A 21,215-nucleotide genomic window follows, 5' to 3' on the forward strand; every position below is an offset into this window, starting at 1 on the left:
GGATTCCGCTTTTTGCTTCGCTGACCTTCGGTTCGGGATCATGCTGCTGAGACACGTTACTGCGTGTCGGCGCTGGCCCTCAACTCCGTACGCTTCTCGTCCGACACGACAGCCAGATCCAGCACCCTTTGCAGTTCGGCTGCATGGTGGAATGATGGTTCGGCCTGCACGCCGCTCCTGACGGCATCGACGAAGCGCTGGTAGTTGGTCGGCACCGTGCCGGCGTCGATCACCTGCCATTTGGCGGTTTCGATGTCGTCGCCGATGCACGCCTTCAGCTCCGAGCCCTCAAGATTGTGCACGACCTCGATGCCGCCCTTGTCGCCATAGATGCGCAGGCGCAATTCGTTCATGTGGCCGGTCGCCCAGCGGCTGGCATGCACCACGCCGAAGGCGCCGTTGGAAAAATCCATCGTCATGGCGAAACTGTCATTGGCGTCGAGGTCGTATTCGCCGATGCGGTTGCCCGGCGCCTTGTCGAAGGCGCGCAGCCGGCAGAACACATGGTCGATGTCAAGGGCCGCGCCATAGCTGGCGAAATCGAGGATATGGATGCCGACATCGCCGAGCACGCCATTGGAACCGTGGCCGCGCGACAGCCGCCACAGCCATTTCGGATCGGTGCGCCAGTCGCCCCAGAATTTCGACACCAGCCAGCTCTGCAGATAGGACGCCTCGACATGGCGCACGGTGCCGATTTCGCCGGCCACCACCATCTGCCGCGCCTTCTGCAGGGGAGCGACGTTGCGATAGGTGAGGTTGACCATGTTGACGATGCCGGCGGCTTCGGCGGCGTCAGCCATCTCGCTGGCCTTGCCGAAGTTTTCGGCCAGCGGCTTTTCGCACAGCACCGGCTTACCGGCGGCGATCAGAGCCATGGTGGTCGGGTGGTGAATGCGGTCCGGCGTGACGTTGGCCACCGCATCGAAGCCGTCCCAGTTGAGCGCTGCCTCCAGCGATGTGAAGCGTTTCGGGATCTTGAAGCCGTCGGCGAATTCACCGACGCGCTTTTCATCGACGTCGACAGCGCCGACGATCTCGACGCCGTCGATGGCGCCAAAGCGGCGGGCATGCTCCTGCGCCATCCAGCCGGTACCCAGTATCAAAAGCCGCATTTTCTACACTCCGAGAGAAATTGGTTCGATTCAATCATATGGGGCGGATGCGGGCTAAGCAAATCCATGCGGAAAGCCGCTTCGCCTTTTTCATGGGTTTGTTTAGCGGAAACCCGCCTCGCCCGAGGCGTGCAGCTTGCCGCCGCGCTCGACGATCGGTTCCAGCGCCTTGTCGACCGGCACATTCGGCGCATCGAGGATCGCCGACTTCGTACCTTGCGGGTTGTGCGCCCACTTCACCGCGTTGCGCAGCACCTTGTGCACAGTGGCGTCGTGATAGGTCGGATAGGTCTCGTGGCCCGGGCGGAAGTAGAAGACGTTGCCGGCGCCGCGCCGATAGGTCAGCCCGGAGCGGAACACCTCGCCGCCCTGGAACCAGGAGATGAAAACGGTCTCCAGCGGCTCCGGCACGGCAAACTGCTCGCCATACATTTCTTCGTTCTCGAGCTCGAAATATTCTCCCACGCCTTCGGCGATGGGGTGGCTGGGGCTGGTCACCCAGAGCCGCTCGCGCTCGCCTGCCTCGCGCCATTTCAGCGTGCAGGGCGTGCCCATCAGCCGCTTGAAGATTTTGGAGAAATGGCCCGAATGCAGAACGATCAGCCCCATGCCTTCAAAGACGCGGCGGGCTACGCGCTCGACGACCTCGTCGGCAACGGCGCCATGATCCTTGTGGCCCCACCAGACCAGCACGTCGGTCTCGGCCAGACGATCGGCCGGCAGGCCATGCTCGGGCTGTTCGAGCGTGGCGGTCGAGGCGGAGATCGCCTTGTCAGTGTTCAGCGCCTTGGCGATGGTCGCATGCATGCCCTCGGGGTAGAGGGCGGCGACCACCTCATTAGTCCGCTCATGGATATTCTCGCCCCAGACGACAGCGCGTATTGTCATTGATACCTCGTGTGTTGAAGCTGGAGCCGCCGCGATCCACTCATAATATCCTCAGCCGGAATTGAAAACGCTTTCAATGCCGAATGCTGACAAATTGAGGGCATGCGACGCGTCGAGATCATGGTCCCGACGTGCGGAAAATACTATTTTAAACAAGATGATAGAGGCTCATCCTGTTAAAATGATTCAGGCGCGGCTGCCATTCGAGGCGACTTGCTTCAGCGTTTTCGACATGCGCGGCACCACGACGAGACGCTTGATCTTGCCCTTCTTGTAGGCGGCTAGGAAACGCGCATAGTCCTTGAAGGCCACGCAGCCATGGGATTCCGCCCGGCCGCCGCGCAACAGGTAGGAGTGGGCGAGCAGGCCGTCGCGGCCATATTGGTTGTTGCCGCCGCTGGTTGGGGTGAGACGTATCGCCTCGACGCCGTGGAAGCGCGTTTCGCGCAGCTTCAAGTCATAGGTGCCGGGCGGTGTCGGGCCGACATTCTTGCGGTTGGCGTAGCGCGGCTGGTCGGCCATCGAGCCAATTCCCGAATGCGCCTCGAGCCGCGAGCCGTCCGGCAGATAGACGGTCTTGGCCGAGATATCGTAGATGGCGACGCCGTTGCCCATGTTGGGGGTCGCGAACAGGTCCTTGAAGGCCCTGCCCACACCGCCGGCGGGCGCGTCAGGCTTGGCATAGGCCAGCATCTCGCCAGCCGGCGCCTTTATCCGCTTGCCGGACCTGGTGCGAATGGTCTCGCTGCCTGGCACGCCCGGCAATGCTGCGACTTCAGAAGAACTCCGCGGCGAGCGCGGCGATGCAATGGCCGGCGACTGGGGTGCGGCAGTCTCAGCCGCCCGGTCGGCCTGTGGCTTGGCTGCCTTGGGTTTGCTGTCCTGGAGTTTGCTTGCCTGCGGCTTGCTTGCCTGGGGCGCCTCGGCAGGCTGAGCGGTTTCGGCGCGCGGACGCCGACCCGGCAGTGCAATGTTGTCCGGCAGATCGTCCTGCGGCGGCAGCGAGGCGACCTGAACCTCGGCCTGCTCAGGATCTTGCGTTCCGACGATTGCCGCGACGGCCGGCGGCGGCGCCAGCATGTCAGCGCCCTGATCCGGCAAGGTGTTGGCCAGCGCCAACGCCAGGCGGGACGAGCGTTCGATTTCAGCCACTTCCGGCCCAAAGCGCTCCGAGGCCGGCCCATGCTGGTCGGGCATGCGGACTTCGGCGAAACGGGCAGCGGCTGGAAGGCTGGCAAGCATGAAGGGCGCGTTCGAGGCCTTGGCGAAGGCGGCAGCCAGCTTCTGCGGCGACAGCTTTGCCTTGGCCACCACGAAGCGCATGCCGCGCGAAGTGGCGAGTGCGACGCTGGTGTTTGGCGCGATGGCGACACTGGCCACAGCAGGCGTGGCCGGCTTCAACCGTGCCATCTTGCCGTCATGCGCGAAGCTCGCGGCGGTATGCGCGCAGCCGGCGTCGCATTGGCTGAGCAGCGAGGCCTGAAATTTTTGCGCCGAAAGCCGCGGCGCCCACGAATTGGCAAGGTTGCGGCGTGAATCGGCAAGCGTGATCGTGCGCGGCAGAAGCAGGCTTTGCGGCAAGGTATTGGAAGCGGCGGTGAGCGAGGTTCCCAGCGAATAGAGGCCGGCCATGGTCGCCACCGACCACAGCGCAAGGGCCGCGCCGACAGCCGGCACCACCACCCAGCGCTTGCCGGATCTCTTCGAAGTCAAATCCCGTTCAGGATTGTCGCCCCGGTCTTTCAAACGCAAAAACGCCATACAACCACTCTCAATCGGCATGCAGGCTTGCGACCCTCGCATCCGTGACATCCACAGTTCGCTGGTGCCCCCTGCACCTTTCGCGTCTGTTGCCGATTGAATCAAAAGATGGACAAAGTTGGTTAACCAATCCCTCCATCAGCCACCGATTGTGCGGTGCCCGATACGAAAAAAGAGCCCCTCCATGGTCTACGCCACGGTAAAAATGCTCTCCCTCACCCGCCTTGCTGCCCGTTTTTGTGATCCAAGTCAAGAAAACGCTACGTCAGTTTTCTGCAAGGTCAGGATGATCGCCCGGTGATCGGCCGTTTCGGGCGGTTGACCTTCCAGCAGATGGAAGGTCTATGCGCAGTAAAAATGGACACCTTCAATGGTAGACATCGACCGATGAGCAGCGGCATCGCGACCGAAGAATTCAACCTTCCGGCGAAGTCCCGCTGCGCTTGGCGACGGATGGGCCGGCATGGGCGTGGCGCCATGAGATGGACCCTGGGAGTGGCGTTGCTGTCGCTGGTATGCGCCGTCGCGGTGGCCGCCTCTGCCGGCGACGGACCAATCGTTGCGGCACGCCAGGCGTCGATGAAGGACATGGCGGTGGCGGCGAAAACCATCGCCGGCATGTTCGACGGCCGGCAAGCCTATGACGCCGCGGCCTTCAAGGCGGCGGCGGACACCCTTCGCGCACGCACCGGCCCTGTCCTGATCGGCGAGTTTCCGAGCGCATCGCTGGGGCCACCTTCGCAGGCCAGGCTGGAGATCGCTCCAGCGCGTGCGGAATTCGAGGCGCTGGCAAATCACATCGGGATGCTGACCGAGGCTCTCGCCGCCAAGGCCGAGCACGCGCCGGCAGTCATCACGGACGAAATGCGCATGGGTGCCGGTCTGGCAATGGGCGGCGGCAGCCTGCTCGGCAAACGGCCGGGCGCAGTGGAGGTCGACCCCGCCAAACTGCCGGCCGAGCATCTCCTGCATCTCATCCTGCAGGATTGCTCGAGCTGCCATTCGAAGTTCCGGCAGAGGACCGAGTAAGGCTGCCGATCACGCCAGCCATTCCTTGATCGCCGGGCGGGCGAGGACGGCGCGCATCCGGTCTTCGGCGTCCTTGACGGCTGGCGCCATGGGTGCGCGGGTTGGGCCGCAATCGACGCCAATGACCCGGAAGGCCGCCTTCATACCCGGCAGCACGCCGGTTTCGAGCAGCGCTTCGACGAAATCCTGCGACACCATCTGCAGGGTTTTCACCCGTGCCGGTTCGCCGGCACGGACCGCCTGGTCGATCGCCACATAGAGCCGTCCGAGCAGATTGTAGGTCGTGCCGATGCCGCCCTCGGTACCGAGCATGCCGGCGGCGGCGTAGATCTCATCAAAACCGTAGAAGAACAGCTTTTGCGGCTGCCGCTTGCGCAGCAGCGAATATTTGAACAGGTCGGTGGAGGTGTATTTGATGCCGACGACATTGCCGAGATCGAGCAGCCTGACCAGCAAGGCAAGCGGCAAGGGACGGCCGGTGCGCAAGGGGATTTCGTAGACGATCAGCGGCAGGTCGGTCGCCGCCGCCAGTGCCTGGTAATAGCCGAATACCTCCTCATCCGAGAAAGGATAGGAATGCGGCGGCAGCGCCGACAGCGCGTGGTAGCCAAGCTTCTTCGCGTGCCGCGCCAGGCGGATGGAGTCACGCAGGTTCGGCATGCCGACATGGGCGATCAGATTGATGGCCAACCCTGCCGCGCCGGCGAAAACCTCCTCCTGCTGGGCCAACAATTCGTCCACCGTCAGCAGGCCGGACTCGCCACTGCTGCCGCCGACATAGAGGCCGGCCAGCCCCTGGCGCAGCACGTAATCATTGATGTTGCGCTGGCGCTCGGGGTCGAACTCGCCGGCGTCGCTGAGGCCGGTCATCAAGGCGGCGTACATGCCCGCCAATTCTCTGGTCATTGCAGGGTCCTCGGTGTTGTCGGGATTGTCTCGGGGAAATCGGCGCCTGAACCACTGATTCCGGTTCCGGCTCCATGGCGTTGTTTCGGCATGATCTTTTTCGACAGCCGGCTTTTGCTCGGGCGCATTGACTACGCCTCGCCGGCATGGTGGCAGGCGACGAGGTGCCGGCCCGAAGCGATCGATCCGAAATCGCGCGGCTGCGGATCCACCCTGCTGCAGATGTCGGTCGCCTTCGGGCAGCGCGGATGGAAATGACAGCCGGACGGCGGCTTCGACGGATCGGGCACGCCACCGCCGAGCACGATGCGCCGGCGCGTGCCGCCGGCCTTCGGATCGGGCACAGGGATGGCCGACAGCAGCGCGCGCGTATAGGGGTGCAGCGGGCTGCCGAACACCGCCGCCGTGGTACCGATCTCGACGATGCGGCCAAGATACATCACCGCGACACGATCGCTGAGATAGCGGATCATCGACAGATCGTGGCCAACAAACAGATAGGTCAGGCCGAGGCGCGACTTGAGGTCGTCGAGCAGGTTGACGATCTGCGCCTGGATCGAGACATCGAGCGCCGAGATCGGCTCGTCGGCGATGATGAATTTCGGATTGGCGGCCAGCGCGCGGGCAATGCCGACGCGCTGGCGCTGGCCGCCGGAGAGCTCGAAGGGGTAGCGGTTGCGCAGCGCTTCCCTCAAGCCGACCAGCGCCAGCAACTCGCTGACCCTGATATCGCGCGTGGCGCGGGTGCCGATCTTCTGCGCACGCAGGCCCTCCCCGATGATGCGGCCGACGGTCATGCGCGGATTGAGCGAGCCGAACGGGTTCTGGAACACCATCTGCATGTCACGGCGGCGCTGCTTCAGCTCTTCGCCGGTTGCGTCGGCATAGTCCCTGCCCTCGAACACGATGCGGCCGCTGCTTGGCCGCTCGAGACCGAGCACGGCGCGACCGGTCGTCGACTTGCCGCAGCCGCTTTCGCCGACCAGCGCCAGTGTTTCGCCGCGCAGCACCTCGAAGCTGACGCCGTCGACGGCATGCACCGCACCGACCTGCCGCCGCAAAACGCCACGCCGGATCGGGAAATGCACCTTGAGATCGGTGACGGCGAGCAGCGCCTGCTGCCCAGCCGCGGCAGCCGGCTTCACCGGCGATGCAGCCACCAGCGAGCGCAGTAAATGATCGACCTCCCGCCAGCGCCAGCAGGCGGTGGTGTGGCCAGCGTTTGCCGTTTCCAGCGGCGGCTTTTGCTCGCGGCAGCGTGCCTCGGCATAATCGCAGCGCGGCGCGAAGGCGCAGAAGGTCGGCGGCAGCGTCACATTGGGCGGCGCGCCCTTGATCGGCACCAGCCTGGTGTTATCAGCCGTCAGCGACGGGATCGAATTCAACAGGCCGATCGTATAGGGATGCGTCGTTGCCGAAAACAGCGCATCGACCGGCGCACATTCGACGATCGAGCCGGCATACATCACCGCAACGCGGTCGACGAAGCCGGCGACCAGGCTGAGGTCATGGCTGATCCAGATGATGGCCATGCCGAGCTGTTTTTGCAGGCGGCTGACCAGCTCGACGATCTGCGCCTGGATGGTGACGTCGAGCGCCGTGGTCGGCTCATCGGCGATCAGGATCGAGGGCTTGCAGACCAGTGCCATGGCGATGCCGATGCGCTGCAGCTGGCCACCCGAGAACTGGTGCGGAAAGGCGCGCATGCGCTGTGGCCCGTTGGCGATGCCAACCAATTCCAGCATGTCGAGCGCCTGCCGTTCCGCCTCGGCTTCGCTCAGGTACTGGTGCTCGCGCAGCGCCTCGGTCAATTGCAGGCCGATGGTCAGCACCGGGTTCAGCGACGACATCGGATCCTGGAAGATCATGGCGATGTCGCGGCCGCGAATCTGGCGCAGTTCGCTGTCGGGCATGGCGAGGAGATCGCGGCCGCGAAACAGCGCCCGGCCGGCGGTGACGCGGCCGGGTGGCTTGCGGATCAGCCCCATCAGCGTCTGCACCGTGACCGATTTTCCTGAACCGCTCTCACCGACAATGGCCAGCGACTCGCCTTCGGCAAGCTCGAAGGAGACGTCGTTGACGGCGTAGACGGCGCTGCCTTGCGGACCGAACTGGACGCTCAGTCCTTGCACCGAAAGCACGGGGGCTTGCCCCGGCGGTTCACCAGGCTGACGATGGGCCAGTTGGCCACTGGACAATGTATCCTGCCGCATCATTTGCCGCCCATGATGTGCTGCGGGTCGAGCGCGTCGCGCAGGCCGTCACCGACGAAGTTGATGCTGAGCACGGCCATGGCGATCATGGCGCCGGGCGGGATCCACATCCACGGCTGGCTTTCCAGGATCGACAGCGTGCGCGCATCGCGCAGCATGTTGCCCCAGCTTGCCGCCGGCGCCTGCGCGCCGAGGCCGAGGAAGGAAAGCGAAGCTTCGAGCAGGATGACGGTCGCCACATCGAGCGTGATCGCCACCAGGATCGGGCTCAGCACATTGGGCAATATGTGTTCGAGGATGATGACCGATGGCGAAGTACCGAGTGAGCGCGCGGCGAGAATGAATTCCTGGTTGCGCAGCGCCAGAATCTCGCCACGCGTCAGCCGCGCGATGGACGGCCAGCTGAGCAGCCCGATCACCACCATGGTGTTGAAAATGCTGGGGCCCGCGACCGCGACGAAAGCGATGATGATGACCAGGCGCGGAAAGGTCAGCACCATGTCGATGAGGCCCATCAGCACGAGGTCGACCTTGCCGCCGAAATAGCCGGCGACGCAGCCGATGAAGATGCCGATCGCCGCCGAGATGGCCACGGCGACGAAGCCGACCGTCAGCGAGATGCGGCCGCCATAGAGGATGCGGGCGAAGATATCCCTGCCGGTGCCGTCGGTGCCCAGCCAATGCATGCCGCCAGGTGGCTGGTTGCGGCCCCTGAGGTCGATGTCGTTCGGCCCGTAATGCGCAATCAAAGGCGCCAGCACACAGGCAAGCACGATGATGGCGAGCATGATCAGGCCAAGCGTCGCCAGCCGGTGCTGCAGGAAGCGGCGCGCCGCCTCGCCCCACAGGCTGCGCGAGGCGCCGGCAGTAATCGTCATGTCGGCGGCGGTGGCGTCAGTCATAGCTCACCCTGGGGTCGAGCACGCTGTAGGCCAGGTCCGTCGCAAGGTTCGCCAGCATGACGATAATGGCGGTGATCAGGACATAGCCCATGATCACAGGGCTATCCCGGTTCACGACGGAATCGATGAACATCAGGCCGATGCCCGGCCACTGGAAAATGGTCTCGATCACTACCGAGCCGCCGAACAAAGTCGGCAGTGCGAGGCCGAAGACGGTGACCAGCGGGATCAGTGCGTTGCGCAGGCCATGGCGCAGCGTGATCGTGCTCGGGCGCAGGCCCTTGGCTTTGGCTGTGCGCATATAGCTCTGGTTCAGCACTTCGAGCATGCCGGCGCGGGCATAGCGCATGAAGATGGCGGCACGGAACAAGGCAAGGGCTGCCGCCGGCAGGATCAAGTGCTTGAGATTGTCGAGCAGCGAGAAGCTGTCGCCGGCGGTCGAGATGCCCGACGACGGCAGCCAGCGCAGCTCCAGCGCAAAGACATAGACCAGCAGCAGGCCCATGAAGAAATCCGGGATCGAGACGCCGACAAAACCGGCCAGTGTCAGCGAATAGTCGGTGGGCTTGTATTGCCGCAGCGCCGAGATCACACCCAGCGTGGTGCCGATGAGGAAGGCCACGAGAAGTGCCGCGCCCATCAGCTCCAGCGTCATCGGCAGCCGCTCGCCGATGATGTCGCCGACGCTGCGGCCGTTGACGAAGGAGCGGCCAAGATTGCCGTGCAGGATCTGGCCGATCCAGTTGAGGTACTGGACATAGACCGGCTGGTCGAGACCGAGTTCGCCGCGCCGCATGGCGATCAATTCCTCGCTGGAGGGCGCCTCGGCCGTGATCATCGCCAGCACCGCGTCGCCCGGCATGGCGTGCGCGATGGCGAAGACGATCACGGTGACGCCGAACAGCACAGGAATGCTGAACAGCAGTTTTCGCAGGAGATAGCTGAGCACCGGCCTCTCCTATGGCTGAAGGCGGCTCTGAGACATCGGATCGTGAGGCTCCGGCGGAGCTCCACGATCTGCAAGGGTTTGCGCGGCGGCTATTTCGCCACTTCCCACTTCTCGACTTCGTTGTAGACCGGGTGATTGAAGATCACGAGCGGCTGTTGCTTGAAGTGCTGGGCCAAGCCGACGATGCGGTTGTTGAAGGCGAGCGGCCGCACCTCGTTCCACAGCCAGGCCTTGGGCAGCTCCTGGTTAAGGATGCGCGAGGCCTCCTGGTAGCTCACGGCGCGCACCGCGCGGTCGTTCGATTCCAGCCCTTTGTTGAAGAGTTCGTCGACCTTGGGGTTGCAGTAGCCAAAGCCGAGCGGCTTGGCGCCGCAGACCACCAGCGGCGAGCCGAGCGAGGGATCGAGCCCCATGCCGTTGGCGAAGAAGCCCATCTGGAAGCTGCCATCGGCATAGACCTGGTTGATCGCCGCCGGATCGAGCAGGCGCGGCTGGATGTTGACGCCGACGGCGGCCAGGTAGCTCTGGATGGCCGTGACGGTGTCGACGTTCATCTGGTCGGAATAATAGTAGATGAAATCGACCGGCTGGCTGGCGTCCCAGCCGGCGTCGGTCAGCAGCTGCTTGGCCTTGTCGGGATTGTAGTCGTAGGGCTCGAGGTCCTTGGCGCGCGCCCAGTCCTGCGGGAACAGCGTGTTCAAGAGTTCGCCGGCGCCCTGCTTGACCGTCTCGATGATGGCCTTGCGGTCGATGGCGTAGAGCATCGCCTGGCGCACGCGCACGTCGGCGAAGCGCTTGTTCTCCAGGTTGAACTGCAAATAGGTCGGCAGGCCGGCGGAGAATTTCGGCAGCACCGTCAGATAGTCGAGCTTCTGCAGACGCGGCAGTTCGGAGATCGGCACGCCGCCGCCCTCATAGGACATGGCGTCGACCTCCTGGGTCTCCAGCGCTGCGATGATCGGCGGCACGTCCTTGTAGATCTGGTAGATGATGCGGTCGAGCTTCGGCGCACCGAGGAAATAGTCGGGGTTACGGCCGACCTCGACATACTGGTCGCTCTCGTATTTCTTCCAGATGAACGGACCGGTTCCGACCCGGTTGACCCAAAAGGCGTTGCCCTTGATGTCGCCGGGTGCGACCTTACCCAGAATGTGTTCGGGAAAGATGCTGATGGCGATAAGCTGCAGCTCGACCCAGAGCGGTTTGGCGCTGTCGAGCTCGATCTGGACGGTCATGTCATCGAGTGCTTTCACTCCGGCAAGCGAGGAGGCCGAGCCATCCTGGAAAGCCTTGTAGCCGGCGACCGCGCCAAGCTTCTGCGCCCAGGGCGAGCCGACCTTGGGGTTGGCGTAGAGGTTGAGGCTGAACACCACATCCTTGGCTGTGAAGGGCGTGCCGTCATGCCATTTGACGCCATGGCGCAGGTTGAAGATGTAAGTCTTGCCGCCGTCGGGTGTCTTCCAGCTGTCGGCCAGCATGGGCTGCACGCCGTCGCCCGTCCATTTGATGTGGACAAGGCCCTGCAGAACCGTCTCGTCGAGCCTGTGGCCGCAAGTCGTGTGCAGCGTGCCCATCTCGATGCAGCCGGTGCGCATCGCCGAGCGGAACGTACCGCCATCCGCGGCCTTGGCGAGGCCGGCGGCAAACATCATGGCCAGAGCCGGCACCAGGCTCATCAGCAATCGTCTCATGGAATTCTCCTCCCTTGTGTTCTTCCTGCCGGCCTTTTGTCGGTCTTGGCCGAATATCGGGGCGCCCTCCTCCGGGCGGTACAGGGTCCAGACCCATCAGCGCGTTGCGACTGCCTCCAACCTTTGAGATCGCGCCTTGCGGGTCCGGCCACGTCAACCGAACGACCAAGTCATCGCTTGCGGCGACTGGTCTAATAGCTTAAAAGGTAGACCATGCACAATATGCCGGTTCGAAAAAAATTGTCGGATGAAGTTCGTCTCCGCCTGGAGGCGATGATCCGCGACGAGGTTTATCCGGTCGGCGCGTCGTTGCCGTCCGAGCGCGACCTGATGTCGATGTTCGACGTAGGCCGTCCCTCGGTGCGCGAGGCACTGTTTGCGCTGGAGAAGATGGGACTGGTGCGCATCAACAGCGGCGAGCGGCCGAAGGTGACGCGGCCGACGCCGAAAAACATGCTGGAACAGTTGACGGGTACGGCGCATCTGCTGATGGATCAGCCCGACGGCATCGGCCATTTCGAGCAATTGCGGCTGTTTCTCGAGGTCTCGATCGCCCGCCATGCCGCCGAGGTGGCGACACGCGAACAGATCGACGCGCTGGCCGCAGCCCTGGCCGAAAACGAGCGTGCCATCGCTCGGGCGCGGGCCTTCGCCATCACCGATGTAGCATTTCACCGCGTGCTGACCGTTATCCCCGGCAATCCGATCTTCCTTGCCGCGCATGAGGCGCTGGTCGAATGGCTGATCAACCAGCGCATCCACGTGGCCAACACCGAGATCGAGAATCGCAAGAGTTTCGCCGGCCACCGGGCGGTGTTCGAGGCGATCGAGCGCCATGAGCCGGAAGCCGCCGGGCAAGCGATGCGCGCGCATCTGGAAAATGCCCGGCGCAAATTCAATTCAGGTTCGGGCAGACTGGATTAGGAGGCTGACGCCGCGGGGTGGCTTTGCGCGACAGCGCTCTGGCGCAAAGCAAAAAGCCCGCCTTTCCAAGCCGGCGGGCTGCTGTCAAACAATCGGTCCGGTTGTCACTAAAGCCAGGACAACCGAATTTCAGCCTTCAACGGCTGGCGGCTCAGGGGGCTGGCTTCGATGAGATCGAGGCGACCAGCGATCCGAGCTTTCCCGCCTTGGCAAGGCTCGGCTTTTCGTAGGCTTTTTTCATAGATTCTCTCCTCGAAATGTCGGTGCATGTTTCCATTGCCGAGCCAGCTTTGTCAAATAAGCAGGGAAATACAGCACTAACCGGTCAAGATTCCCGCCCTTACGCCGGCTCGCGCTTCAGCGCCTGCGCCATGCAGTGGATGCCGCCACCGGTCTTGGAGATCTCGCTCATGTCGACAGCCGCGACCTCGAAGCCGCGTGCCTTGAGCTGGCCGATCAGCGACTGGCTCGAGGTCGGCGCAATCACCCTGTCCTTGCCGAGCGACATGAAGTTGCAGCCGAGCGCCATCGTGTCCTGGAACGGCACGTCGATGATTTCGTGGCCCTTGCCCTTCAGCCAGTCGACGATGCCGGGCTCGGTGCAGGCGAGGCAGACCGCGGTCAGCTTTTCAGCGATCGGCACCACCATCAGGTCGATATGGACGTAGTATTCGTCGATGAAGGCTAGCCGGGTTTCCCAGCCTTCCTTGTCGAACCAGGCCTGCACCTGGCGGGCACCCTCTTCCTGGGTGCGGGCGCCGCCGCAGCCGATCAGCACCACGCCCTCCTCGATGACATTGAAGTCGCCACCCTCGAAGGTGCCTGATGTGACCATGTCGTAGATCGGGATACCGAGTTTTTCGTAGGTGCGGATGGCGGCATAGTTCTCGCCGCGACGCCACCAATTGGCCATGGCGGTGATGAAGGCGCCATAGGGCGTCATGACGCTGGAGTCGCGCGAATAGACCTGCATCGGCAGTTCCGGCGTCGGCTCGTGCCAGTGGATGTTGACGCCAAAATGCTCGTATGCCGCGACCAGGTCCTTGTGCTGCGCCTGCGCGATCTGGACGTTGCACGGCGCCTCGCGCAGGTGCTTGCGCGACAGCGAGCTGGTCGAGAGATGACGCAGGAAATTGGGCGAGCCGAGCAGCACGTCGGTCAGCACGTCGGTCTCGTTGGCGAAACCCCATGATGTCAGCGGCTTGGTGCCGCCATTGGGATTGCGGCGTTGCAAGGAAAACGGTTCGGCGACGATACGGTCATGGACGGTCATGGGGTTCTCCTCGTGGTGATATCAATGGTGATCGGTGCCGGCGGAAGGGATCCACCAGTCGCGCCCGCGCGCGGTGGTGACATATTCCGGCCAGCGGAAATTGATCGGCGGGTCATAGTCGCAAAGCGGCGCGATCCAGTCAGAGCCGCCGATGCCGCCGCCGGTTCGGGTGGTGAATTCGTCCATCGCCGCATCGCGTGCGGTCTTGTCCTCCAGCAGGCGCAGCGCCGCCAGCGCAACGGTCTTCGCCGCGCAAATGACCATCGGGTCGATGGTGGCGGCAATGCCGCCCAGCGCATTCATCGCCCAGGACGGATAGGCGTGGGCGTTTGCGGAGCGCAAGGCCGGGCGGGCGACATAGAAGCGTGCAGTCGGCGCGTGCCAGCTCATATCGGTGTAGTCGTCGGAGGTCGAGTTGATCTGCGACGGTGGCAAATCGCGGCGCAGGATCGCCTCGGCCTCTTGCGGCGCCATCAATCGCTCCATTTCGTCGATGAACGGGTTTTCGGTCGCGGTGCCGCCGGCATTGACCTGCACCTCACGGGCGATCGTCTTCGCCGCCTCATTCCAGTGCGGCGGGCCGACCGTGGACAGCGCTTCATAGGCAATCCCTGCCATGGCGTGATTGGCGAGGCCCGGCCTCGACTTCGACACCCAGTGCCGCTCGTAGCGGCAGCCGCTGATGGCGGCGGCCGCCGCCGCATTGCGGTCGAGCACTGATGTGACCTGCTCGGCCATGGCAATTGTCGGCACCCGGATCATGTACTGGATCTCGGCCAGGCCCGCCGGCAGATTGTCGGCGGTCGCCTGCCCTGCAGTCAGGATCGCCTCGCTGATCGACCAGCCGCCCTGGTGCGGCAGCATGGAATCGCGCAGCGCCTTGGAAGCCATGTACATCGTCATCAGCGCATCGTTGGCGCCGGGCGCCCTGACAGCCGAATGCGCCTGCGGGATCGGCGCGCCGTCGCCGGCCCGCACCCAGCTTTCAGGTTCGTCGCAGATAAAGCGATAGATCATCGCGTAGGCCGCGCCGCAATGCGTGTCCCAGCGCGCCGTGTTGCAGAGCGGCAGCATGTAGAAGGGGTGGAAGGAGATCATGCCGGCAAGGCCGTCATAATAGCCTTTAGCCGCATGGATCGGCTTCGAGCCCCTGACCTTCTCGGCCGGCTCGCCGGTGAAGCGCAACGTGCCCTCGATGCCGTGGCGCTGCATTGCCGCCTTGGCGGCCAGAAGCCCGCCGAGGCTGGCGATGCCAAGCCCGGAATGCGGATCGGTATGGCCGCCGGCCTCGCTGCCAAGACCGGGGCGCGGCCGCTTCACCGTTGCCGCATCCTGGCAATTGCCTGGCACGGCGTCGTATTCGGCGTACATGCCGATGGTCGGACCGGGACCGTTCGTCCAATGGGCGCAGAAGGCGGTCGGCATGCCGGCCGAGCCTTCCTCGACGGAGAACCCCTCATGCTTCAGCCGCGCGACATACCAGGCGGCCGACTGGTATTCGCGCCAGGCGGTCTCGCCGAAATCGAAAATGGTGCGCGTCCAGGCCGATAGCGACGGCTGGATGCCGTCGAGACAGGCAAGCGCGATGGCTTGCGCCGAGGTCGTCACCGGTTTCTCCATGCCATTCAAGAAAGCAGTGAAGCGGCTTTGCAAAAAGTGATATGTTTTCCCGGCTCGTGCAAATTCGGTTCACCTGAGGCCTCTTGCGGATTCCTTCCACGCAGGCGCTGCGCGCCCTCGACAGTTTCGCCCGCCATGGCAGCGTCTGGCGCGCCGCCGATGAACTGCACCTTACCCGCAGTGCGGTCAGCCATCAGCTGCGGCTGCTCGAACGCGACCTCGGCTTCGACCTGCTCGAGCGCATCGGCAAGGGCGTGGCGCTCACCCCGCGCGGCCAGCGTTATGCCGCCGATGTGCGCAAAGCGTTGACAGTGCTTGGCGACGCAGTGACACGCCAGGCTGGCACCGGCGTGGGCGGCTCGTTCGCCGTCTCCTGCACGCCGGGCTTCGCCTCGCTGTTTTTATGTACCCATATCGGCGAGTTTCGACAGACGTATCCGGATGTGGCGCTGTCGATCCTGACGCCACGGCGCCTCGACGATGTCAGCAATCCGGACGCTGATGCCTTCATTGCCTTCGGCGTCGGCAACTGGCCGAACCGGGCAGTCGAATTGTTATGCGAAATTTCGTTCACGCCGCTCTGCAGCCCGACCTTGCTCAACAAGGTCGGCGGCTTTTCAAAACCAGCCGACGTGCTGCGCGCCAACCTCCTGCACCTCGGCGACACCGAGGACTGGGCGCGCTGGCTGGCGCTGTCCAAGGTGGAAAACCCCGACACCGAAGGCGGTATTTTCTTTTCCGACATGAACCTCGTCTTCTCGGCCGCAATCGCCGGCCAGGGCATCGCCATGGGCGACGAGCTGACCAGCCGCCGGGCACTGAGCGAAGGCCGTCTGGTGCGTCCCTTCGACATCGCGATCCCCTCGCCGCGCTCGTATTTCCTGGTGTCCGAGCATGCCAAGGCAAGCCATCCGGTGCTGGAGGCCTTTGCGGGGTGGCTGCGGTCGAAGCTGTCGGAGAACCGGATCAGCCCGTACTAGCCTTCCGCCCGTGAATCAAATTTGCCGATCCGGCGAAAACTATTCGGTTGCGGTGAGCCGCCGCCCTGCCCTACGCTCAAGCCACGACCAAGGAAAGAGGCAGGATGCAGCAACCCGGCCGGGCCGCAGAGATCAAGGCAATCGGGATCGGCAAGAGCTTCGGCTCGTTCCGTGCGCTGGACAATCTGTCGCTCAACATCGGCCGCGGCGAGTTCCTGACCCTGCTCGGTCCCTCCGGCTCGGGCAAGACCACTTTCCTGATGATCCTGGCCGGCTTCGTGCAGCCGACCGAGGGCAAGCTTTTCAGCGACGGCGTCGACATCACCGAAAGGCCGGCGGAGCAACGGGCCGCCGGTATGGTGTTCCAGGGCTATGCGCTGTTCCCACATATGTCGGTAGAGGCCAACATCGCCTTCCCCCTCAAGGTGCGCAAGAAATCCGCAACCGAGATCAAGCGCCGCGTCGCCGAGATGGTCGAACGCGTCGGGCTCAAGGGTCACGAGAAAAAGCTGCCGGCGCAGCTTTCCGGCGGTCAGCAGCAGCGTGTGGCGTTGGCGCGCGCTTTGGTGTTCGAGCCCGGCGTGCTGCTTCTCGACGAGCCGTTCTCGGCGCTGGACAAGAGCCTGCGTGGCCAGATGCAGGCCGAGATGAAGCGGCTGCACCAGGAGACCGGCACCACCTTCGTCTTCGTCACCCACGACCAGAGCGAGGCGCTGGCGCTGTCGTCGCGCGTCGCCATCTTCAACCACGGCAAATTGCTGCAGGTTGGCGCGCCCGACGAGGTCTACGACCGGCCGGACAACCGCTTCGTCGCCGAGTTCCTGGGCGAGATCAACATGCTGCCGTTGAAGGGCGTCACGCCCGCCGGCAATGGCTCGATGGGCCTCTGCGAAGACCGCGCCGTCAACATGCACTGCAAGGCCGAGAAAGTCCGTGGCGACGCCATCCTGGCTATCCGGCCGGAGCACATGTCGATCGCCCGTGAAGCAGCAGTCGGGGAAAACGGCATAGTCGCAACTGCGGTGGCCTCCACCTATCTCGGCGCCGCAACCAAGCTCGATCTGACCACGCGCCAAGGCTCCAAGGTAACCGTGTCTGTGCCGAACGAAGTCGCGGCCGCGGCGCTGAGCAAAGGCAATTCCGTCTGGCTGACCTGGCCGGCGGAAAAAGGTTTCCTCCTTCCGGACGGAGGATGAGGACCAAACCGGCGAAGTCTTCCAGCAAAGAATCTGGAGCGCGCCACAACCACCGGACTATCAACAACAAAAAGGGGAACTGACATGACAAACGAAACCAAAAAACAAGCCATGGACGGCCTGACCGCCAGGGCGGCGCGCGGCGAGATTTCGCGCCGGCAATTCACGCAGCTTGCAGCCCTTGTGCTGGCCGGCACGCCGATGCTGCTGCGCTCGAGCCGCGCCTTCGCGCAGGCCAAGGAATTGGTGCTGGTCAATTGGGGCGGCGATGCCCTCACCGCTTATGACGCAGCCTACGGCCAGGCCTTCACCAAGGAGACCGGAATCACCGTCAAGATGGACGGCTCGGGCCCGACCGAAGGCGCGATTGCGGCGCAGTTCAAGAGCGGCGCGCCGACCTGGGATCTCGTCGACGTCGACCCGTTCTCGGCCATCACGCTCGGCGCCCAGGGCGCGCTCGAGCCGATCGACTACGCCATCGTCGACAAGAAGAAGATGCGCGAGGGTTTCGGCTGGGAATACGCCGCCTCGACCTATTTCTTCTCTTATGTCATCGCCTATGACTCGGAGAAATACGGCAAGGACGCGCCGACCGGCATGGCCGATTTCTTCGACGTGAAGAAATTCCCAGGCAAGCGCTCGCTCTACAAATGGGGCGTGTCGAGCTGGGAAGCCGCGTTGCTCGCCGACGGCATCGCGCCGGCCTCGCTCTACCCGCTCGATTTGAAGCGCGCGCATGACAAGATCGCCGCCTTCAAGGAAAACGTCGTGGCCTATTGGGGCGGCGGCGCCGAGAGCCAGAGCGTGCTGCTCAATGGCGAGGCCTCGATGGCGATTGTCTGGTCGACACGCGCCTCGCTGATCGAGCAGGACTCGGGCGGCAAGATCAAGTTCATCTGGGACCAGGGCCTGATCTCGCCGGGCGCGCTCGCCGTGCTGAAGGGCAATCCGGGCGGCAAGGAAGCGGCGATGAAGTTCATCGCCAGCACCCAGGATCCGCAAAAGGAGCTGGTCATGTTCGACAAGTTGGGCCAGGGCCCGGCCAATCCGGCCGCCGACGCGCTGATCCCCGCCGACAAGAAGCGCATCAACCCGGTCGATCCCGAAAACATGAAGAAGCAGATCGCGCTCGACATGGATTGGTACGCCAAGAATTACGGGGCAGCGCTCGACGAATATACCAAGATCATCTCGGCCTGATCAGGCCGGGACGATCGGACCGAGATGAGAGGCACCCTCTCCGACAGGATGGGCGCGGCGCTGTTGATGGCGCCGCTGCTCCTGTTCCTTGTGCTCGCCTATGCATGGCCGTTCCTCGGCGTCGTCAAATGGAGCGTCACGCTGCCGACGCCGGGGTTCGGCCAGTATGGCGCGCTGGCCACCGACGCGCTGGTGCAGTCGGTGTTCATCCGCACGCTGCGCATCGCGCTGATCGTTACTGTGGTTTCGGTGGCGGCGGCGTATGCGATCACCATGGTATGGGTGCGCGGCAGCCCGGCACAGCGCGTGATCGCTGAATTCTGCATTCTCGTCCCCTTCTGGATCTCGGTGCTGACGCGCGCCTTCGGCTGGGTAGCGCTGCTCTCCAATCGCGGGTTGATCAACACCTGGCTGCAATCGATCGGCTTCATCTCCGAGCCGCTGGCACTGGTGCGCAACGAATTCGGCGTCATCGTCGGCATGACGCATTTTCTGATCCCCTTCGCGGTGTTTCCGCTGGCGTCGGCGATGCGAAGCCTCGACGAACGCGTGCTGCTGGCGGCGCGCGGGCTCGGCTCCAGCCGCATGCGCACCTTCTGGACAGTGTTCGTGCCGATGACGCGCTCCGGCATCATCGGCTCGGCGATGATCGTCTTCGTCTTCTCGCTCGGCTTCTTCGTCACGCCCGCCATCCTCGGCGGCGGCCGCAGCGTGATGATCGCCGAATTGATCTATCTCAGGATCTTCCAGAGCCCGGACTGGGGACTGGGCGCGGCGATCAGCGTCGTGCTGGTGCTGTTCGTCGGCGCGCTGATGGCGCTGCTGTTCCGCTATGTCAGACCGAAGCAGTTGATCTGATGCCGACCTATCGCCCCGGTCCCGTCTCGCTCGCCCTCGCCGTGCTGGTGGCGTTGTTCCTGCTGCTGCCGCTGCTGGCGGTCATCCCTGTGTCGCTGACGCCGAGCCGCATGCTGGCGATGCCGACGGGCGAACTGTCGCTGCGCCACTACCGCTCGCTGATCGAGGACCCGCGCTGGCTCGACGCCATCCTGCTCTCGATCCGCATCGGCATCGTCTCAAGCGTCATCTCCACCGTGCTGGCTCTCTGCTTCAGCCTTGGCGTCTGGATGTTCCAGCCGCGCTTCACCGCCGCCCTTGTCGGCTTCGTGCTGTTGCCGATGGTGGTGCCGCCGGTCGTCTCGGCGATCACGCTCTACTTCCTGCTGACCTCAATCTCGGGCATGAGCTCGTTCTTCGGCTACGACACCTGGCTCGGCGTCGCCATGGCGCATTCGGTAATGACCGTGCCTTTCTCCACGGTGCTGATCCTGGTCTCGCTCAGCCAGCTCGACCGTCGTATCGATCTGGCCGCGCGCGGCCTCGGCGCCAGCGTGTGGGAACGCGCGACGCGCATCATCATGCCCAACATCAAGTTCGGCATCGTCACCGCTGCGCTACTGTCCTTCGTGCTGTCGTGGGAAGAAATCGGCGTCACCCTGTTCATCACCTCCGTCAACGCCATCACGCTGCCGCGGCTGATGTGGATGGGTCTGCGCGACAACATCGACCCGGCGATCGCCGCCCTTTCGGTGATCCTGATCATCATCACCGTTCTGGTGCTGGCGGTGCGGAGCGTGGTGGTCAAGGTGCGCGGCGGGCAATAGGCGAGCCCTCACGCCGCGAAGAATTTTGACAGCGCCGCCGCGGTGTCCGCCGGATGTTCCTCCGGGAAGAAATGCCCGCCCTTGACCGGCCCGCCTTCGACGCTGTCGGCCCATTGCCGCCAGATCGCCAGCGGGCCGCCCTCGTCCGCATACCAGTTTTCCAAACCGCCCTCGCTGCTCCACAGCGCCAGCAGCGGGCATTTTATGCGACGGCCGTCGGCCTGATTCGCTGCATCATGCTCGCGGTCTATGCCAGCGGCGGCGCGATATTCCTCACAGATGGCGTGGAGATGGGCGGGATCGCGCAATGCCTCGATATAGGCCTTTCGGACTTCAGAGGGGAAAGCATCCGGAGCCGAACCCCAGCCGGCGATCGCGTTGTCGACGACGGCATCGGGTGCCGCAGCCAGCAGACGCTCCGGCAGCGGTTCGGGCTGGGCAAGCAGGCTCCACGGCCAGAAGGCGAGCGCCAGCCTGGCATCGGCGCGATCCCACGCGGCGGCCGTCGGGATGATGTCGAGCACGGCGAGTTTCGACACGGTCTCGGGATGGTCGAGCGCCAGCCGGTAAGCAACGCGGCCGCCGCGGTCATGGCCGGCAACCATGAAGCGATCGAAGCCGAGCGCACGCATGACCGCCACCATGTCACGCGCCATCGCCCGCTTGGAATAGGCGGCGTGATCGGCAACGGAGGCTGGACAGCCGCTTTGGCCGTAACCCCTGAGATCGGCCGCAACCACGCTGAAGTTCGGTGCCAGAGCCACAGCGATGTCGCGCCACATCACATGCGTTTCGGGAAAGCCGTGCAGAAGCAACAGAGGCGGACCGTCGCCACCGACCCTAACGAAGATCGATGTCCCCTCAACCTCTACGGTTCTGGCGTCAAAACCTGCAAACATCAGGC

General features: G+C 64.0%; 18 protein-coding genes. 7 read left to right on the forward strand and 11 right to left on the reverse strand.

The features are described from left to right. Positions 1-56: 56 nt before the first annotated feature. From ACWGTO_RS26595 to ACWGTO_RS26605, 3 genes are all read right to left on the reverse strand, one after another. Entirely contained in the window at positions 57-1,115 is a 1,059-nt protein-coding gene (locus ACWGTO_RS26595) for a Gfo/Idh/MocA family protein (protein ID WP_454577769.1), read from the reverse strand. A gap of 102 nt (positions 1,116-1,217) precedes the next feature. Continuing rightward, positions 1,218-2,003 carry a ThuA domain-containing protein gene (locus tag ACWGTO_RS26600; protein ID WP_454577770.1) on the reverse strand — a complete coding sequence of 262 codons (786 nt, stop codon included), beginning with the start codon at positions 2,001-2,003 and terminating at the stop codon, positions 1,218-1,220. A 186-nt stretch (positions 2,004-2,189) separates the two neighbouring features. Beyond that, complete coding sequence (locus tag ACWGTO_RS26605; protein ID WP_454577771.1) at positions 2,190-3,716, reverse strand: tlde1 domain-containing protein; 1,527 nt, start codon at positions 3,714-3,716, stop codon at positions 2,190-2,192. A 525-nt stretch (positions 3,717-4,241) separates the two neighbouring features. On the opposite strand from ACWGTO_RS26605, the gene ACWGTO_RS26610 reads away from it, so the two are divergent. Continuing rightward, positions 4,242-4,793: a cytochrome c gene (locus ACWGTO_RS26610; protein WP_454577772.1), complete on the forward strand. Its 552-nt coding sequence runs from the start codon at positions 4,242-4,244 to the stop codon at positions 4,791-4,793. 9 nt (positions 4,794-4,802) lie between these two features. On the opposite strand, the gene ACWGTO_RS26615 is transcribed toward ACWGTO_RS26610, so the two are convergent. From ACWGTO_RS26615 to ACWGTO_RS26635, 5 genes are all read right to left on the reverse strand, one after another. Then, on the reverse strand, positions 4,803-5,699 hold the full coding sequence (locus ACWGTO_RS26615) for a dihydrodipicolinate synthase family protein (RefSeq protein ID WP_454577773.1): 897 nt from the start codon (positions 5,697-5,699) through the stop codon (positions 4,803-4,805). Positions 5,700-5,830: 131 nt separating this feature from the next. Then, complete coding sequence (locus tag ACWGTO_RS26620; protein ID WP_454577774.1) at positions 5,831-7,840, reverse strand: ABC transporter ATP-binding protein; 2,010 nt, start codon at positions 7,838-7,840, stop codon at positions 5,831-5,833. 71 nt (positions 7,841-7,911) lie between these two features. Beyond that, entirely contained in the window at positions 7,912-8,814 is a 903-nt protein-coding gene (gene opp4C, locus ACWGTO_RS26625; protein ID WP_454577775.1) for an oligopeptide ABC transporter permease, read from the reverse strand. Then, positions 8,807-9,763 (reverse strand): ABC transporter permease, encoded by a 957-nt coding sequence (locus ACWGTO_RS26630; RefSeq protein ID WP_454577776.1) that lies wholly within the window; start codon positions 9,761-9,763, stop codon positions 8,807-8,809. The genes opp4C and ACWGTO_RS26630 overlap by 8 nt, the downstream gene beginning before the upstream one ends. Before the next feature lie 89 nt (positions 9,764-9,852). Beyond that, positions 9,853-11,454, reverse strand: coding sequence for an ABC transporter substrate-binding protein (locus tag ACWGTO_RS26635; protein ID WP_454577777.1), 1,602 nt, complete (start codon positions 11,452-11,454; stop codon positions 9,853-9,855). Positions 11,455-11,676: 222 nt separating this feature from the next. Between ACWGTO_RS26635 and nanR the strand changes: the two genes are divergently transcribed. Beyond that, complete coding sequence (nanR, locus tag ACWGTO_RS26640) at positions 11,677-12,378, forward strand: transcriptional regulator NanR (RefSeq protein ID WP_454577820.1); 702 nt, start codon at positions 11,677-11,679, stop codon at positions 12,376-12,378. 340 nt (positions 12,379-12,718) lie between these two features. On the opposite strand, the gene ACWGTO_RS26645 is transcribed toward nanR, so the two are convergent. Continuing rightward, entirely contained in the window at positions 12,719-13,651 is a 933-nt protein-coding gene (locus tag ACWGTO_RS26645) for a dimethylarginine dimethylaminohydrolase family protein (protein ID WP_454577778.1), read from the reverse strand. 21 nt (positions 13,652-13,672) lie between these two features. After that, complete coding sequence (locus tag ACWGTO_RS26650; RefSeq protein ID WP_454577779.1) at positions 13,673-15,271, reverse strand: amidohydrolase; 1,599 nt, start codon at positions 15,269-15,271, stop codon at positions 13,673-13,675. 83 nt (positions 15,272-15,354) lie between these two features. Between ACWGTO_RS26650 and ACWGTO_RS26655 the strand changes: the two genes are divergently transcribed. The 5 genes from ACWGTO_RS26655 (at position 15,355) to ACWGTO_RS26675 (ending at position 20,311) form a co-directional block, all read left to right on the forward strand. After that, positions 15,355-16,251 (forward strand): LysR substrate-binding domain-containing protein, encoded by an 897-nt coding sequence (locus ACWGTO_RS26655; RefSeq protein WP_454577780.1) that lies wholly within the window; start codon positions 15,355-15,357, stop codon positions 16,249-16,251. Positions 16,252-16,355: 104 nt separating this feature from the next. Further along, the gene (locus tag ACWGTO_RS26660; protein WP_454577781.1) at positions 16,356-17,447 is read left to right on the forward strand and encodes an ABC transporter ATP-binding protein; all 1,092 of its coding nucleotides are present in this window, start codon (positions 16,356-16,358) and stop codon (positions 17,445-17,447) included. 84 nt (positions 17,448-17,531) lie between these two features. Then, on the forward strand, positions 17,532-18,647 hold the full coding sequence (locus ACWGTO_RS26665) for an ABC transporter substrate-binding protein (protein WP_454577782.1): 1,116 nt from the start codon (positions 17,532-17,534) through the stop codon (positions 18,645-18,647). A gap of 24 nt (positions 18,648-18,671) precedes the next feature. Further along, complete coding sequence (locus ACWGTO_RS26670) at positions 18,672-19,505, forward strand: ABC transporter permease (protein WP_454577783.1); 834 nt, start codon at positions 18,672-18,674, stop codon at positions 19,503-19,505. Further along, positions 19,505-20,311, forward strand: a complete 807-nt coding sequence (locus ACWGTO_RS26675; protein ID WP_454577784.1) for an ABC transporter permease — start codon at positions 19,505-19,507, stop codon at positions 20,309-20,311. Before ACWGTO_RS26670 ends, ACWGTO_RS26675 begins: the two co-directional genes overlap by 1 nt. An 8-nt stretch (positions 20,312-20,319) precedes the next feature. Here the strand turns inward: ACWGTO_RS26675 and ACWGTO_RS26680 are convergent, their stop codons facing one another. Next, the gene (locus tag ACWGTO_RS26680; RefSeq protein WP_454577785.1) at positions 20,320-21,210 is read right to left on the reverse strand and encodes an alpha/beta fold hydrolase; all 891 of its coding nucleotides are present in this window, start codon (positions 21,208-21,210) and stop codon (positions 20,320-20,322) included. Positions 21,211-21,215 lie beyond the last annotated feature (5 nt).

Source organism: Mesorhizobium sp. PL10 (genome assembly GCF_053714315.1).